At 71.6% G+C, this 14,416-nt stretch carries 13 protein-coding genes and 1 pseudogene; 8 read left to right on the top strand and 6 right to left on the bottom strand.

What is annotated here, in order from left to right; translation table 11 throughout:
* Nucleotides 1-35: 35 nt before the first annotated feature.
* From QO011_RS37455 to QO011_RS37440, 4 genes are read right to left on the bottom strand one after another with little or no spacing between them, the layout of a single operon-like run.
* The gene (locus QO011_RS37455) at nucleotides 36-1,298 is read right to left on the bottom strand and encodes an acetoin dehydrogenase dihydrolipoyllysine-residue acetyltransferase subunit (protein WP_307284182.1); all 1,263 of its coding nucleotides are present in this window, start codon (nucleotides 1,296-1,298) and stop codon (nucleotides 36-38) included.
* Nucleotides 1,295-2,272, bottom strand: a complete 978-nt coding sequence (locus QO011_RS37450; RefSeq protein WP_307284179.1) for an alpha-ketoacid dehydrogenase subunit beta — start codon at nucleotides 2,270-2,272, stop codon at nucleotides 1,295-1,297. Before QO011_RS37450 ends, QO011_RS37455 begins: the two co-directional genes overlap by 4 nt.
* 8 nt (nucleotides 2,273-2,280) lie before the next feature.
* A complete protein-coding gene (locus QO011_RS37445) occupies nucleotides 2,281-3,297 on the bottom strand; it encodes a thiamine pyrophosphate-dependent dehydrogenase E1 component subunit alpha (RefSeq protein ID WP_307284177.1) in 1,017 nt (338 codons plus the stop codon).
* A gap of 35 nt (nucleotides 3,298-3,332) precedes the next feature.
* Nucleotides 3,333-4,838: an FGGY-family carbohydrate kinase gene (locus QO011_RS37440; RefSeq protein ID WP_307284174.1), complete on the bottom strand. Its 1,506-nt coding sequence runs from the start codon at nucleotides 4,836-4,838 to the stop codon at nucleotides 3,333-3,335.
* 127 nt (nucleotides 4,839-4,965) lie between these two features.
* Between QO011_RS37440 and QO011_RS37435 the strand changes: the two genes are divergently transcribed.
* The gene (locus tag QO011_RS37435; protein WP_307284171.1) at nucleotides 4,966-5,970 is read left to right on the top strand and encodes a sugar-binding transcriptional regulator; all 1,005 of its coding nucleotides are present in this window, start codon (nucleotides 4,966-4,968) and stop codon (nucleotides 5,968-5,970) included.
* A 111-nt stretch (nucleotides 5,971-6,081) separates the two neighbouring features.
* Here the strand turns inward: QO011_RS37435 and QO011_RS37430 are convergent.
* Both QO011_RS37430 and QO011_RS37425 read right to left on the bottom strand, forming a co-directional pair.
* Nucleotides 6,082-6,474, bottom strand: a pseudogene (locus QO011_RS37430) (transglycosylase SLT domain-containing protein); the annotation flags it as partial.
* 113 nt (nucleotides 6,475-6,587) lie between these two features.
* On the bottom strand, nucleotides 6,588-7,712 hold the full coding sequence (locus tag QO011_RS37425; protein ID WP_307284169.1) for a mandelate racemase/muconate lactonizing enzyme family protein: 1,125 nt from the start codon (nucleotides 7,710-7,712) through the stop codon (nucleotides 6,588-6,590).
* 221 nt (nucleotides 7,713-7,933) lie between these two features.
* Between QO011_RS37425 and QO011_RS37420 the strand changes: the two genes are divergently transcribed.
* The 7 genes from QO011_RS37420 to QO011_RS37390 all read left to right on the top strand — a co-directional run bounded on the left by QO011_RS37420 (nucleotide 7,934) and on the right by QO011_RS37390 (nucleotide 14,338).
* Nucleotides 7,934-9,139: a sugar ABC transporter substrate-binding protein gene (locus QO011_RS37420; protein WP_307284167.1), complete on the top strand. Its 1,206-nt coding sequence runs from the start codon at nucleotides 7,934-7,936 to the stop codon at nucleotides 9,137-9,139.
* Between the two features lie 264 nt (nucleotides 9,140-9,403).
* The gene (locus QO011_RS37415; RefSeq protein ID WP_307284163.1) at nucleotides 9,404-10,120 is read left to right on the top strand and encodes a FadR/GntR family transcriptional regulator; all 717 of its coding nucleotides are present in this window, start codon (nucleotides 9,404-9,406) and stop codon (nucleotides 10,118-10,120) included.
* Nucleotides 10,117-11,157 carry a Gfo/Idh/MocA family protein gene (locus QO011_RS37410; RefSeq protein WP_307284161.1) on the top strand — a complete coding sequence of 347 codons (1,041 nt, stop codon included), beginning with the start codon at nucleotides 10,117-10,119 and terminating at the stop codon, nucleotides 11,155-11,157. Before QO011_RS37415 ends, QO011_RS37410 begins: the two co-directional genes overlap by 4 nt.
* Nucleotides 11,154-11,966: a sugar phosphate isomerase/epimerase family protein gene (locus tag QO011_RS37405; RefSeq protein ID WP_307284159.1), complete on the top strand. Its 813-nt coding sequence runs from the start codon at nucleotides 11,154-11,156 to the stop codon at nucleotides 11,964-11,966. The genes QO011_RS37410 and QO011_RS37405 overlap by 4 nt, the downstream gene beginning before the upstream one ends.
* Nucleotides 11,963-12,760: an SDR family NAD(P)-dependent oxidoreductase gene (locus QO011_RS37400; protein ID WP_307284156.1), complete on the top strand. Its 798-nt coding sequence runs from the start codon at nucleotides 11,963-11,965 to the stop codon at nucleotides 12,758-12,760. The genes QO011_RS37405 and QO011_RS37400 overlap by 4 nt, the downstream gene beginning before the upstream one ends.
* Nucleotides 12,753-13,571, top strand: a complete 819-nt coding sequence (locus tag QO011_RS37395) for an acetoacetate decarboxylase family protein (RefSeq protein ID WP_307284153.1) — start codon at nucleotides 12,753-12,755, stop codon at nucleotides 13,569-13,571. Before QO011_RS37400 ends, QO011_RS37395 begins: the two co-directional genes overlap by 8 nt.
* On the top strand, nucleotides 13,568-14,338 hold the full coding sequence (locus QO011_RS37390) for an SDR family NAD(P)-dependent oxidoreductase (RefSeq protein WP_307284149.1): 771 nt from the start codon (nucleotides 13,568-13,570) through the stop codon (nucleotides 14,336-14,338). Before QO011_RS37395 ends, QO011_RS37390 begins: the two co-directional genes overlap by 4 nt.
* Nucleotides 14,339-14,416 lie beyond the last annotated feature (78 nt).

The following is a 14,416-nucleotide window of genomic DNA, read 5'->3' as shown; positions in this document are numbered from 1 at the left end:
GGGGTTCTGGGATGTCTTGTTCTTGTTGGGCGGGCTCAGGCGAAGAGCGCCGCCAGCTTCACCGGCTGGTCCCATTGCGGCATGTGGCCGGCTTCGGGGATGAAGTGGACGGGGATGGCGCTGCCGGCATGGACGGCCTGCGTCCAGGGGATGATGCGGTCCTCCAGCCCCCAGACGAGGCGGACGCGGCCTTCCAACGCCGCGAGATCGCCGGTGATGTCGACCTGCTGGCGCCCGCCGCGCACCAGCGTTGTGGCGAGCGCCTCGAGGCTGCTGCTGCCGAGCATGGCCGCCATGGCGTCGAGCTGGCGGGACGAGAGCGCCGGCGGGCGCAGCGCGACGCGGCGCAGCAGGTGCGCCAGGCCACCGCCGGCGGAGGCGTGAGCCATGCCGTCGATGAAGTCGGCGTCGATCTCGCTGCCGAGCCCGGCCGGCGCGATCAGGGTGAGGCGGCCGGTCGCAACGCCCGGGTGCCGGGCAAGGCGCGCCGCGACGGCACCACCGAGGGAATGGCCGCAGAGCTCGACCGGGCCGGGGGCGAGGCGATCGAGGAAGGCGGCGACCGCCTCGACGAGATCCTCCAATCCGGTGGCTGCGATCGTCGTGGCGCCGTGCGCCGGCAGGTCCGGCGCCAGCACCCGCCGTCCCTGGCGGGCGAGCCCGGCGGCGAAGCCCTGCCAGGTCGCCGCGTCGCCGCCGAAGCCGTGCAGCAGGAGAAGCGGCGCCGTGCCGGCGGCGTTCCATTCGCGATAGGCGATGCGTCCCGCCGGGAGGTCGCAGGCGAGGAGAACGGGGCCCTCGGCGGGCACCGTGTCCGCGCGCCCAGAGCCTTGTGCGACGAAGTCTTCGACATCTTGCGCCTGCACGCGGGCGCGGCGGCCGCTGCCTGGCACCGTGGCGATGTCGACGCCGTTCTGGCGGGCGATGCGGCGAGCGAGCGGCGTCGCGCGGATGCGATCGGTCTCTGGTTCGGCCGGAGCGGCCGCTGCGAGTGCCGCGGGAGAGGGGGCGGGTGCGGGAGGCGTCTCGGTTGCCGGCGTCCCGGCCGCGGCCGCCTCGCCGGCGCCGTCATAGCGGCAGAGCGGCTCGCCGACCTTGATGGCGGCGCCGTCGCCGGCCAGGATCTCGACCAGCACGCCGTCGGCGAGCGCCGGCAGCTCGACCACGGTCTTGTCGGTCTCGATCTCGACGATGGTCTCGCCGCGCCGGAAGGCCTCGCCCGGCTTCTTCAGCCAGCCGGCGACGCGGCCTTCCTCCATGGTCTCGCCGAGGCGCGGCAGGGTCAGGGTGGCGGTCATCGCGACACCATCCGGGCGATGGTCTCGACCACGAGGCCGACGGTCGGGATGCTGGCGCCTTCGAGGTCGGGCGAAACCGAGATCGGGATGTCCTCGCCGGCGATGCGGATCACCGGGTCTTCGAGATAGTCGAAGCATTCCTCGGTGATGCGGGCGGCGATCTCGGCCGCGACGCCGGCCGTCCGGGCGCCCTCGCTCAGCGCCACGGCCCGGCCGGTGCGGTTCACCGAGGCGATGACCGTGTCCATGTCGAGCGGGTTCAGCGTGCGCAGGTCGATGACCTCGACGCCGATGCCGCTTGCCGCCAGCCGCTCCGCCGCCTCCAGCGCGACATGCACCATGCGCGAATAGGTGACGAGCGTCACATGTTCGCCGCGCCGGCGGATGACGGCCTTGCCCCATGGTGCCTCGGGCGTGGAGAGGTCCGCCTCCTCCTTCCGGGCATAGAGCGACTTGTGCTCGATGAACACCACGGGGTCGGGCAGGGTCAGGCTGTGGCGCAGGAGGTGGTAGGCGTCGGCGGCGGTGGCCGGCATGGCCAGGCGCAGGCCCGGCGTGTGCATGATCCAGGCCTCGAGGCTCTGGGAATGCTGGGCGCCGGCGGAGCGGCCGGTGCCGCCCTGGGTGCGCAGCACCATCGGCACGCCGATCTGGCCGCCGAACATGTAGCGGATCTTGGCGGCCTGGTTGCCGACCTGGTCCATGGTGAGGCCGAGGAAGTCGACATACATCAGCTCGGCCACCGGCCTCAGGCCGGTCATGGCCGCGCCGACGGCGACGCCGATGATCGCCGGCTCGCTGATCGGCGTGTCGATCAGCCGCTCCGGCCCGAACTCGCGGATCAGGTCCTTGGTGACGCCATAGGCGCCGCCATAGACGCCGACCTCTTCGCCGATGACGACGACGGAGCCGTCCGCCAGCATGGCGTCGTGCAGGGCCTGGCGCAGCGCGTCGCGATAGGTGATCTCGACCATGTCCGTCCTCACGCCCTGGCCAGGATGCGGTCGATGCGGGTGCGCACCGGCTCGGGCTCCGGCTCGCCGGGGCCATAGACGTCGCGGAACATCGAGCTTGGCGGCGGGGCCTCCGCCGCGGCGGTGAAGTCGATGGCCGCGCTCATTTCCCGGGCGATCCCGGCATCGAGCGCGTCGAGCTCTGGCGCCGTGGCCAGGGAGCGCCGGATGAGAGCGGCGCGGGCATGGGCGACGGGGTCGCGCTTGCGCCCGGCCTCCTCCTCCTCGGCGCTGCGATAAGGGCTCTTGTCCATGCGGCCATGGCCGAAGAAGCGGAAGCAGGAGACCGCCATGAAGCCCGGCCGGCCGGTGCGGGCGGCGTCGATCAGGCCCTGCGCCGCCTGGAACACCGCCTCGACATCCTCGCCGTCGACCATCGCGGCTTCGAGGCCGAAGGCCTCGGCACGCTTGTCGAAGGCGGTGGAGCGTGTCGCCCGGTCGATGCGCGTGCCCATGCCGTACTGGTTGTTGATGCAGACGAACAGCACCGGCAGCTCCCAGAGCGCCGCCATGTTCATGCTCTCGTAGAGGACGCCCTGCTGCATGGCGCCGTCGCCGAAGAAGGCGACCGAGACGGCGTCGCGGCCCTGGCGCTTGTAGCTGAGGCCGGCGCCGACGACGTGGGGGATGCCGCCGCCGACGATGGCATTGGCGCCGAGATGGCCGAGCGCCATGTCGGCGATGTGCATCGAGCCGCCCTTGCCGCGGCAATAGCCGCTCTCCTTGCCGCCGATCTCGGCCATCATCCGGTCCGGCTCGGCGCCGCGGGCGAGGAAGATGCCGTGGCCGCGGTGATGGGTGGTGAAGCTGTCCTGCGGCTGCATGGCGGCGCAGACGCCCGCCGCCGCGCCTTCTTCGCCGATGGACAGATGCAACATCGAGCCGGCGGAGAGGCCGCGGACATAGAGCTCGCCCACATGCTCCTCGAACGTGCGGATGCGCCGCATCGTGCGGTAGAGGTCCAGGAGAGGCGTGTTGGAGGGCATGCGGGAACCACCGGAGGGGATTGCTGGGCGGGGGATCAGGCGTCCGCCCGCCTGGGCGTGAAGGGCTTCAGGGCGGGATAGAGCTCGGCGTAGCGCCGGTAGAGCGCGTCGTAGAGGGCGCGCTCGCGCGGGCGCGGCTCGATGCGCCGGCCGGGGCGCACCATGGCGGCGATGCCCTCGTCGATGCTGGCGAAACGGCCGCCGGCGACGCCGGCCAGGATGGCGGCGCCGAGCGCCGGCGCCTCGCTGGCCGCCGGCACGCTCACCGGCAGGCCGGCGGCGTCGGCATGGATCTGGAGCCAGAGGTCGGACGAGGTGGCGCCGCCGCCGATGGTGATCTCGGTGGCGGCGAAGCCGGCGGCGGTCATGCCATCGAGGATGGCGCGGGTGCCGAAGCTGATGCCTTCCATCACGGCGCGGAAGAGATGCGGCATGCCGTGGGCGAGGGTGAGCCCGACGAAGGCGCCGCGCGACAGCGCGTCGACATAGGGCGTGCGGTTGCCCTGGAAATGGTCGAGCACCAGCAGGCCGTCGCAGCCCGGCTCCAGCTTCGCCGCCTCGGCGTTGAGCGCGGCGAAGTCGAGCGAGCCGCCGGCGAGGCGCCGCAGCCAGGCGATGATCGAGCCGGTGGAGGTCTGTCCGCCCTCGATGATGTGGCGGCCGGGATAGACGGCGTCGGCATAGGTGCCCCAGAGCCCGTCGACCGAGACGGGCTTGGCCGAGACGCCGAACATCAGGTGCGAGGAGCCGGTGATCAGCGCGAGCTGGCCGGGCTGCGACACGCCGAGGCCGATCATGCCGATGAAGGCGTCGGCGCCGCCCTGGGCGACCTTGACATGGGTGCCGAGGCCAAGATGGGCCGATGCCTCGGGGGTGAGCGTGCCGATCACCTCGCCCGGCGCCACCACCTCGGCCGGCCATTTGGCGAGCAGCGCCTCCAGGCCGAGCTTCGTGAGAAGGCTCGCGGGATAGCCGCCGCGCAGGGTCGAGAAGTGCCAGCGGATCGAGACATTGTCGAGGCTGGCGCAGCGCCGGCCGGTCAGCCGCAGACTCATGAAGTCCTGGTATTCGCAGATCGTCGCGGCGCGCGCGAACAGGTCCGGCTCGTGCCGGGCGATCCACAGGGCTTTCGGGACCATCCATTCCGCCGAGACCGGTCCCTTGCCGGCGCAGTTCACCACCAGGGCGGGGTCGCCGGTGGCGAGGACGTCGGCGGCCTCGGCCTCGGCCCGGACGTCCATCCAGATGATGGCGGGGCGCAGGGCCCGGCCGGCTTCGTCGAGCGCCACCACGGTGCAGCTCGTGGTGGCAAGCGCGATGGCCTCGACCGCCTCGGGCGCGATGCCGGCCTCGGCGACGGCCTGGCGCACGGCAAGGCCGGCGGCCCGCCACCAGTCTTCCGGATCCTGCTCGGCCCGGGCGCCGGCGGAAAAGGCGGTGTCATAGGGATGGGCGGCGGTGCCCTTGCAGGTACCGGAGAGATCATAGACGCGGGCGCGAAGGCTCTCGGTGCCGCCGTCGATGCCGATGACGAAGCTCATGCTCCTCCCTCCACCGCCGATCTGCGTCGGCCCTATCTGCACATTTGTCGCTTGCAGCGACATTTGATGTACGTTTGATTTGTTTCCTGACACTTGTCAACATGCGACGGCGCGGCCGGAGACGACGATGCTCAACCTCAACCTGGCCCATGAGACCGACGACGCGCTGATCGTGCGGGTGGCGTGGCTCTACTATGTCGCCGGGCTGAACCAGGAGGAGACGGCGGCGCGGCTCGGCCTGCACCGTTCGCGGGTCAACCGCCTCCTGTCGGAGGGACGCGACCGCGGCCTGATCAGCATCGCCATCAACCATGATTCGGCCCGCGACATCGGCGTCGAGCATGCGATCGCCCGCGCCTTCGGGCTCGACTTCTGCCTGGCGACGCCGCCGGTCGGCTTCTCCCGCATGGCTGCGGATCCGGACCTTGTCCGGATCCAGAGCGTGGTCGCCCGGCGTGCCGTCGGCACGGCCGGCGCGAATGTCCTCAAGGGCAAGCTGGGGACGGGGCCGATCACCGTCGGGGTGAGCTGGGGCCGCTCGATCGAGCAGGTGGCGCTGCAGCTCTCGGGCGTGCGCAATCCGCAGGCCCGCTTCGTCTCGCTGATCGGCTCGCTGACGCGCAATTCCGCCTCGAACCCGTTCGAGGTGGTGCAGGCCTTCGCGGCGCGCACCGGCGGCGAGGTGCATTTCCTGCCCGTGCCGTTCATCGCGGATTCGGAGGCCGACCAGCAGGTGCTGATGTCGCAGCGCATGGTGGTGGACGCGGTGGAGATGGCGCGCGCCGCCGACCTCTACCTCATCAGCGTCGGCGAGCTGCAGGAGAGCGCGGTGCTGCGGCTGCAGGACATGATCTCGGCTGAGGAGATGCAGAGCGTGCGCGACAGCGGCGCCGTGTGCGACACGCTCGGCAAGCTCTACGACATCCACGGCCGCGAGGTGCCGCACCCCCTCAGCCGGCGCAGCCTGGCGGTTGGCACCGAGCACCTCAGGGGGCGCAACGTCGTCCTGCTCGCCGCGGGCCTGGAGAAGACCCTCGCCATCATCGCGCTGCTGCGCAGCGGCCTGGTGCGCGGCCTGATCATCGACGGCGACACGGCGCTCGCCGTGCTCGACGAGCTCGCGCGCCGGTGAGACGCGGATACGGCGCCGGCGCTACTGCGCCTTGGCCTTCGGGATGCTGCCGGTGACGGAGACGGGGATCAGGGTGGGCGTCGTGTCGGTGACGACAGCCGACTTCAGGAGCTCGCCCAGCATGCCCTTGCGCTTGGCCTCGTAATAATAGCCGCCGGAATAGAGCGCCACGGCGCGGCTCTCATTGCCGCGCGCCACCCGCCAGGCATTGGCGAGATACGCGACGCCGTAGGTCAGGTTGATGTCGGCGTCGAGCAGGCCGGGCGCCGGGCCGCGATAGCCCATGCCGCGCGCGGTATCGAGGCGCATCTGCATCAGGCCCCAATAGGGGCCGTGACGTGCGGCAGGGTTGAAGCGGCTCTCGCGCAGCACCACCCGGCGGATCAGGCTCTCCGGCACCTTGTAGCGGGCGGCATGCTTGACGATCAGCGCATCCACGGGCGTCCTGGCGGTGGTTTCCGCCGCCATCGCGGCGGCGCTGGCCACGGTCGCAAGCGCGCCCGCAAGGAGGAGCCGAAGCAGCATCGTGCGTCTTTCCAGCAGTTGACCCTTCTTGCCTCATACAGGTTTTCCGCTTTTCAGCCAACCCGCCGCCGGAAAGCTGCCTTGGCGCCGCCTCACACGGCCTGGTAGCGCCTCAGCACCGCCTCCTTCGGGTCGGCGCCGTGGCCCGGACGGGCCGGGGCCCGGACCACGCCGTCCTCGTGCCAGAACGGCTCGTCGACGAGGTCGAACTGCATCGGGCCGGGCAGGGGCTTCAGCTCGAACAGCTTCGCCGCCGGGCAGGCCAGCGACAGGTGCAGGCTGGCGGCGGTAAGCACCGCCGTGCTCCAGGCATGGGCGTTGACGGTCTTGCCCGCTGCTTCGACCGCCGCGGCCGCCCGGCGGAAGCCGGTGACGCCCTCGACGCGGGCAGGATCGATGCCGAAGATCTCGACGGCGCCGGTGGCGAGCCAGCGCCGGTAGCCGGCATCCGACCATTCGCGCTCGCCGGCGGCGATCGGCGTCGGCACCGCCGCCTGCAGGGCGAGATGGGCGCCGATCGCGCCGGGGTGGAACGGCTCCTCGATCCAGGCGATGTCATGGGCCGCCATGGCGCCGACCGTGCGAATCGCCGTGTCGATGTCCCATGTCGTGCCGTTGCCGGCGTCGACCATGATGCCGGGCCCCGGCCCGATCGCCCCGCGCAGCGCGCCGACCAGGGCGATGTCGTAATCGGGATCGCGCCCGGCCCGCGACAGGCCGCGCTTGCCGAGGCCGAGCTTGGTCGAGCGGAAGCCGCCCTCGACGTGGCCGGCGATCTCCCGGACGGACTCCTCGATCGTCGGCTGGTTGACGTGCAGGCTGGCGCAGGCGGGCAGGGCGGCGTGCGCCGCGCCGCCGAGGAGCTCGACCAGCGGCACGCCGCGGTCCTTGGCGGCGATGTCCCACAGCGCCATGTCCAGGGCCGAGATGGCGAGCGCCGCGATGCCGCCCTCGCCATACCACCAGCTATGCGCCTTCATGGCGCGCCAGGCCGCGTCGACGTCGATGTCGCCCGCCGCCGCCAGCAGCGGCGCGAGGCCGTCCTCGATCACCGCGACGGTCGCCTTGCAGGCCTCCGGCCACATGGCGATGGCCTCGCCCCAGCCCCAGATGCCGGCCGCGCTCTCGACGCGCACCAGCACGGTCATGCGGTCATGGTTGAAATCGTTCGGCTCGGGCCAGCGCAGCACATGGCAGCGCACGCTCGCGATCCTCATGGCGTCCTCCCTCGGCGGGCCGGCGCCGGATCTGCCGCCGGCGAAGCTCCCGCCTGGCCGCCGCCGGTCGTTTCATGCCGGCAGCGAACAGCTTGGCAAGCTAGCGAGACCGCGCTAACGTGGTCAACATGGATTATTGGTCAGGCCAATTGGCCGGGCCGAAGAGACGTCAACCGGGGTATCGCGCCGCAGAGCGCGAGGCGGGACGAGGGAGGGTCGTAATGGGCATCACGCGCCGGGCAGTCCTGGCATCGGCGGCCGCCGTCGCCGCGAGCGCGGCGCTGGGCGGCCTCGCCCGGGCCGAACCGTTTCACGGCTTCGATCCCGACAAGGTCGGCCCCGCCAACCCGGACAAGGCGGCGCTCGCCGCCATGGTCAAGGACGCCATGGCGAAGACGCCGCCGCGCAACGGCAAGGCCTATGTGTTCGGCTACACCATGTGGGGCGGCTCCTCGCCCTTCTCCCAGCTCAACCGTCAGGGCCTGCAGGAGATCGCGGAGGCCGCCGGCATCGAGCTCCTGACCGCCGACAACGAGTGGGATCCGCAGAAGAACGTCGCCAACGCCCAGTCCTTCGCGACGCGCAACGTCGATTTCGTCATCAACAGCCTGCTCGACGTGCAGTTCGGCGGCGCGGTGAAGAAGCCGCTCGACGATGCCGGCATCCCGATCATCTCGCTCGACATCCCGATCATCGGCGCCGCCTGGGTCGGCGTCGACAATGCCCGTGCCGGCTTCCGGGCCGGCACCTATGTGGCCGAGGCCGCGGTGCAGCGCTGGGGCAAGGACAAGGCCGGCGAGGCGACGCTGGTGATCGCCGCCTTCCCGCTCGTCGGGCCGAATGGCCGGCTGCGCAACCTGTCGCAGGAGGCGGGGGTCAAGTCGGTGATGCCGGACCTGCCGGCGAGCCAGATCGTCTGGCTCGACATGCAGGGCACCGCCGACAGCGGCTTCACGGCGATGAACAACCTCATGGGGCGTCTCGATCCGGACAAGCCCGTGCTGGTCGCCTCCTTCAGCGACGAGCAGCTCGCCGGGGCGCTGCGCGCGCTCGCTGCGGCCGGTCGGAGCGAGAGCACGCTGGCCGTCGGCATGGGCGGGGAGCGGCTCGACCTGCTCGGGCAGGACCCGGCCTTCGTCGGCACCATGTCCTTCTTCCCCAAGGGCTATGCCAATGCCGCGGTGCCGACGGCGCTCGCCATGCTGGCCGGCAGGCCGGTGCCGAAGAGCGTGTTCGCCTTCAGCGACCTGGTGAAGCCGGACACTGCCTGCAAGGTCGATCCGGCGGTCGCCTGCCGCGCCCGTCCGGACTGGCAGCCGGCCGACGCCGCCATCGACGAGGCGGCCTACCGCGCCTATGTCGCGGCGCTGCATCAGCGCGACGAGTTCAGGAATTTCCAGGTGCTGCTGCCGCCGATCCCCGGCTGAGCCAGACTCGGGCGTGGTTCGACGATTTGTGAGAGGACGAGGTTCGGTGGAGCAAGGTGCGCACGTGTCGAACTGGGCTCGACGCATGGGTCTTCCCTCCCCCTTGCGGGGAGGGATAAAGGGTGGGGGTCGGGGGCGTAGGGTTCGCCCTGTCCTGATGGACCCCCACCCCGTACCCCTCCCCGCAAGGAGGAGGGGATCGGTCGGCGTCGTGTCCGATGCATTTGCCTTCCGTGCCACCACAGGCAACCGAGACGGAACGCGATGACCCTGGCCAGCCCCTTCGCGCCGATCGAGCGCAGCTCCCTCGCCGAACAGGTGGCGCGGCGGCTGCTCGACCTGGTGCGCACCAAGAACCTCAGGCCCGGCGACCAGCTGCCGCCGGAGCGTGAGCTCGCCGTGCTGATGCAGGTGAGCCGCCCGAGCCTGCGCGAAGCCCTGCGCGGCCTGCAGATCCTCGGCGTGCTGAAGGCGCGGCAGGGCGGGGGCATCGTCGTGTCCTCGCTCGACGCTTCCGACCTGCTGGCGCCGTTCCAGATGCTGATCACCCTCAACGAGGAGAACGTCAACGCCCTCTACGAGGCGCGGCGCCTGACCGAGGCCGGCATGGCGCGCATCGTCGCCGAGAAGATCACGGACGAGGACATCGCCCGGCTCGGCGCGGTGCTCGAGGCCCAGCGCGGCACCCTCGCCGATCCCCTGGCCTTCCGCGAGTCCGACGCCGAGTTCCATCGCATCATGGCCGCCGTCTGCGGCAACCCGTTCCTGGTGCGGGTGTCGCAGTCCTTCTACATCCTCGGCCTGGAATACCGGCGCATCGCCGCGGAGACGCCCGGGGCGATCCAGCAGTCCTTCGCCGACCACCAGGCCATCCTCGCGGCCTTCGCGGCGCACGACGCCGAGGCGGCCGCGCGCGCCATGGAGACCCATATGGCCAATGTGCACCGATCGACCGTCGCCGCCATGGGAGGCCGGCCGTGAGCAGGGCCCGCATCGGCGTGATCGGCGCCGGCTGGTGGGCCGCCGCCAACCACCTGCCGGCGCTGAAGGCGGACCCGGACTGCGAGGTGGTCGCCGTCAACCGCCTCGGGGCCGAGGATCTGGCTCGGCTGCAGCAGGCCTTCGACGTGCCGCACGCCTTCGAAGACTATCGCGAGATGCTCGATACGGTGCCGATGGACGGCGTCATCATCGCCTCGCCGCATGTGCTGCACCACGAGCACGCGCTGGCGGCGCTGGCCAAGGGCTGCCACGTGCTGGTGGAGAAGCCGCTCGCCACCACTGCCGCCGATGCCCGGGCGATCGTCGACGCCGCTGCGGCCGCCGGGCGGCAGGTGGTGGTGCCCTACGGCTGGAACTTCAAGGCCTTCGCCGCCCGGGCTCGGGCGCTGGCGCCGCGGGTCGGGCGGATCGAGCACGTGGTGCTGCAGATGGCCTCCGCCCTCGACGACCTGATGGCCGGCCGGCCGATGCAGGAGACGGAAGGCGCCATGTTCCGGCCGCCGCCCTCGACCTGGGCCGACCCGAAGCGGGCGGGCGGCTATGGCTGGGGCCAGCTCGTCCACGCCCTCGGCCTCCTCTTCCGCATCGCAGATCTCGAGCCGGCTAAGGTCTTCGCCTGCACCGGGCAGTCGCCCGCCGGCGTCGACTATTACGACGCCGCGGTGGTGCGCTTCGCCAATGGCGCGACGGGCTCGCTCTCCGGCGCCGCGACCGTGCCGAAGCAGTGCGGTTTCCAGATCGACATGCGGATCTTCGGCAGCGAGGGCATGCTGCTGCTCGACATCGAGCGCGAGCGGCTGGAGCTGCACCGGCGCGACGGCGAGAGCGTCACCGGCCAGATCGCGGCCGGGGACGGCGCCTATGAATGCGTCGCGCCGGTCAAGGCGCTGGTCGACATCTGCCGCGGCCTGCCCGTGGATAACCCGGCGCCGGGCATCGTCGGCCTCCGGGCCGTGGAGGTGCTCGACGCGCTGTACCGGTCGGCGGCGAGCGGGACGATGGAGGAGGTGCGATGAAGTTGTCGCTGACATCCTGGTCGCTGCGGGCCTGCAGCCTGGAGGAGGCCGCCGGGATCGCCCATGTGCTCGGCATCGGCGCCCTCGACCTCGGCTATTTCTACGGGCCGGCCCTCGACAAGGCGGCGCTGCTGGCCGACCCCGACAAGGCGGCCGAGCGGGTGCGGCGGCTCGGCGTCACCGTGCCGAGCTTCTACCACCTCTTCGGCGACAGCCTGGCGGCCCGCAACCTCGCCGATGCCGGGCATCTCGACGCCAATGTCGCGGATTTCCGCCAGGTCGCGCGCTTCTGCCGCGCGGCCGGCATCCCGACGGTGTTCGTGCTGCCGGGCGTGGTCAATCCGGGGCAGGGCCGGGCGCAGGCGCTGGCGCAGTCCGCGGCGAGCCTCAACCGGCTGCTGCCGATCGCGGCCGAGGCCGGGGTGACGCTCACGGTCGAGCCGCATGTGCATTCCTATCTCGAAAGCCCGGCGCTGGCGCTCGAATTGATCGAGCGCGTGCCCGGGCTGAAGCTGACGCTCGACTATGCCCATTTCGTCTGCCTCGGCTGGCGGCAGGACGAGATCGACGTTCTGGCGCCCCATGCCGCGCACATGCATGTGCGCCAGGGCAAGCCGGGCGCGCTGCAGACCAAGGGCCATGAGGGCACGATCAACATGGCGGCGCAGCTCGCCACGTTGAAGGCGGCAAACTATGCCGGCTATCTATCCCTGGAATATGTGCATCAGGATTATATGGGAACGCTCTACGACGACGTGCTGACCGAGACGATTCAGCTGCGCGACCAGATCAGGGCCTGGCTGGCATGAGCGGCACGGCGCTCATCACCGGCGGCGCCGGCGGCATCGGCGCGGAGATTTCGCGACGGCTGGCGGCAGACGGCTATCACGTCGTGGTCGCCGACCGCGACGGCGCGGCGGCGCAGGCGGTCGCGGCCGGGCTCGGCGGCGAGGGGCTCGCCCTCGACGTCACCGACGAGGCCTCGGTCCAGGCCGGCATCGGCGGCGTGGCCGAGCGGCACGACCTCGCCGTGCTGGTCAATTGCGCCGGCATCCACCTGCAGAAGCTGGTGGTCGACACCGAGCCGGAGGAGTGGGACCGCATCCAGCGCGTCAACGCGCGCGGCCCGTTCCTGACCTGCCGCGCCGCTGCGCGGGCGATGATGCGGGCGCGGAGCGGCCGGATCGTCAACATCGTCACCCGGCTCGGCTTCGGCAATCCCTACTCCTCCGCCTATATCGCCTCCAAGAACGCGCTCTGGGGCCTGACCCAGTGCCTCGCCGTCGAGCTCGCCGCCTATGGCGTCACCGTCAACGCCGTGGCGCCCGGCCATGTCGGGCCCGGTACCGGCATGGAGAAGCAGTTCCGCGAGAAGGCCGACAAGCTCGGCCTCACCTGGGACGCGTTCGAGGCGCAGGTGCTGAAGACGATTCCCGTCGGCCGCTGGTGCCGGCCGGCCGACGTGGCGGCGGCGGTCGCCTATGTCGTGTCGCCGGCCGCCTCCTTCGTCACCGGCGAGATGATCAACGTCACCGGCGGCTTCGTCGGCTACGGCCTCGCGCCGCCGACGGAAGCGCGCTTCACGGAGCCGGACCATGGCTGAGCCCGACGGCACCGGCAAGGACCTGAGACGCGGCGGCCTCGACCGGCTGACGGTGAAGGACATCCTCCTGCCCGGCTTCTCCACGCCCTGGGACGCGCCGACGGTGCCGCCCTTCCCCTTCGCCTTCCGCAATGTCGAGGTGCTGACGCTGGCCTGGCGTACCAGCGAGGCGGCCGTCGCCCGCATCCTGCCGCCGCCGCTGGAGCCGGCGAGCGACGTGGTGCTCGCCCATATCTACCGGATGACCGACACCGACTGGCTCGGCCCCTATTTCGAGAGCAACGTCTCGGTCGGCTGCCGCCTGCCGGGTACCGATGTCGCCGGCTCCTATTCGCCCTATCTCGTGCTCGGGTCGGATGTCGGCGTGGTGCATGGCCGCGAGGTGCACGGCCAACCCAAGAAGCTGGGCGAGCCGAAGCTGGAGCTGCGCGGCGACCTCGTGGTCGGCCTCGTCGCCCGCAACGGCATCGACATCCTCACCGGCACCATGGCGTATAAGCAGCGGCGCGACACGCTCGCCAGCCTGACCGCGCATTTCGACTTCGCCGAGAACATCAACCTCAAGGCGATCGACCATATCGACGGCCGGCCCGCCATCCGCCAGCTCACGGCGCGGCGCCTCGCCGATGTGACGGTGCACGAATGCTGGGGCGGGCCCTGCACGGTGGAGCTCCGGCCGCATGCGCAGGTGCCGGTGCACCGCCTGCCGGTCATCGACATGCTCGACGGCCTGCATTGGCGCGCCGACTTCACCCTGGTCCCGGGCCGGATCGTGCACGATTATCTCGCCGAAGCAGGGAGAACGCCATGAGCGCCGGGCTCGACGGGGAGGTCGCCGTCGTCACCGGCGCGGGGCGCGGCATCGGCGCTGCCACGGCGGGGGCCCTGGCACGGGCGGGCGCGCGGGTGGTGGTCACCGCGCGCCGGCTCGAAGACGCGGAGCGGGTGGCGGCGGCGCTGCCCGGCGGCCGGGGCCTGGCGCTGGCCTGCGACGTCGGCGATGCCGGCGGGATCGCGGCCATGGTCGCTCAGGCCCGCGAGCGGGCGGGCGATCCCACCATCCTGGTCAACAATGCCGGCGTGATCGCCCCGATCGGCCCGCTGCACGCGGTCGAGGCCGAGGCCTGGGCGGCGGGGATCGCCACGACGCTGACCGGCGCGGCGCTGGCCGCCCGCGCCGTGCTGCCGGGGATGCTGGCGCGGGGCGGGGGGCGGATCGTCAACCTGTCCTCCGGCGCGGCGCACAAGCCGCTGGAGGGCTGGAGCGCCTATTGCTGCGCCAAGGCGGGCCTGACCATGCTGACGCGTTCCCTGGCGACGGACTATGCCGGGCAGGGAATCCTCGCCTTCGGCTTCGCGCCGGGCGTGGTCGATACCGGCATGCAGGCCGAGATCCGCGCCTCCGGCATCAACCCGGTGAGCCGGATCCCGCGCGAGTCCCTGGCCGCCGTCGAGGAGCCGGCCGCGGCGATCGCCTTCCTGTGCACCCCGGCGGGCGATGCCTTCGCCGGCGGCGAGGTGGACATCAGGGATGCGGCGTTCCGGGAGGCGGCGGGGTTGCGGGCGTTGGCGGGGTAGGATCTGCGCCGGCGCGTCGACTTGATCTTCCGGCATTGACAGTGGTCGCGTGGATGGCCGGGTCAAGCCCGGCCATGA

The sequence above is a fragment of the Labrys wisconsinensis genome, from assembly GCF_030814995.1.
GTDB lineage: Bacteria > Pseudomonadota > Alphaproteobacteria > Rhizobiales > Labraceae > Labrys > Labrys wisconsinensis.
Note: the sequence above shows the minus strand (reverse complement) of the source record. Positions and strands in the feature narration are given on the sequence as shown.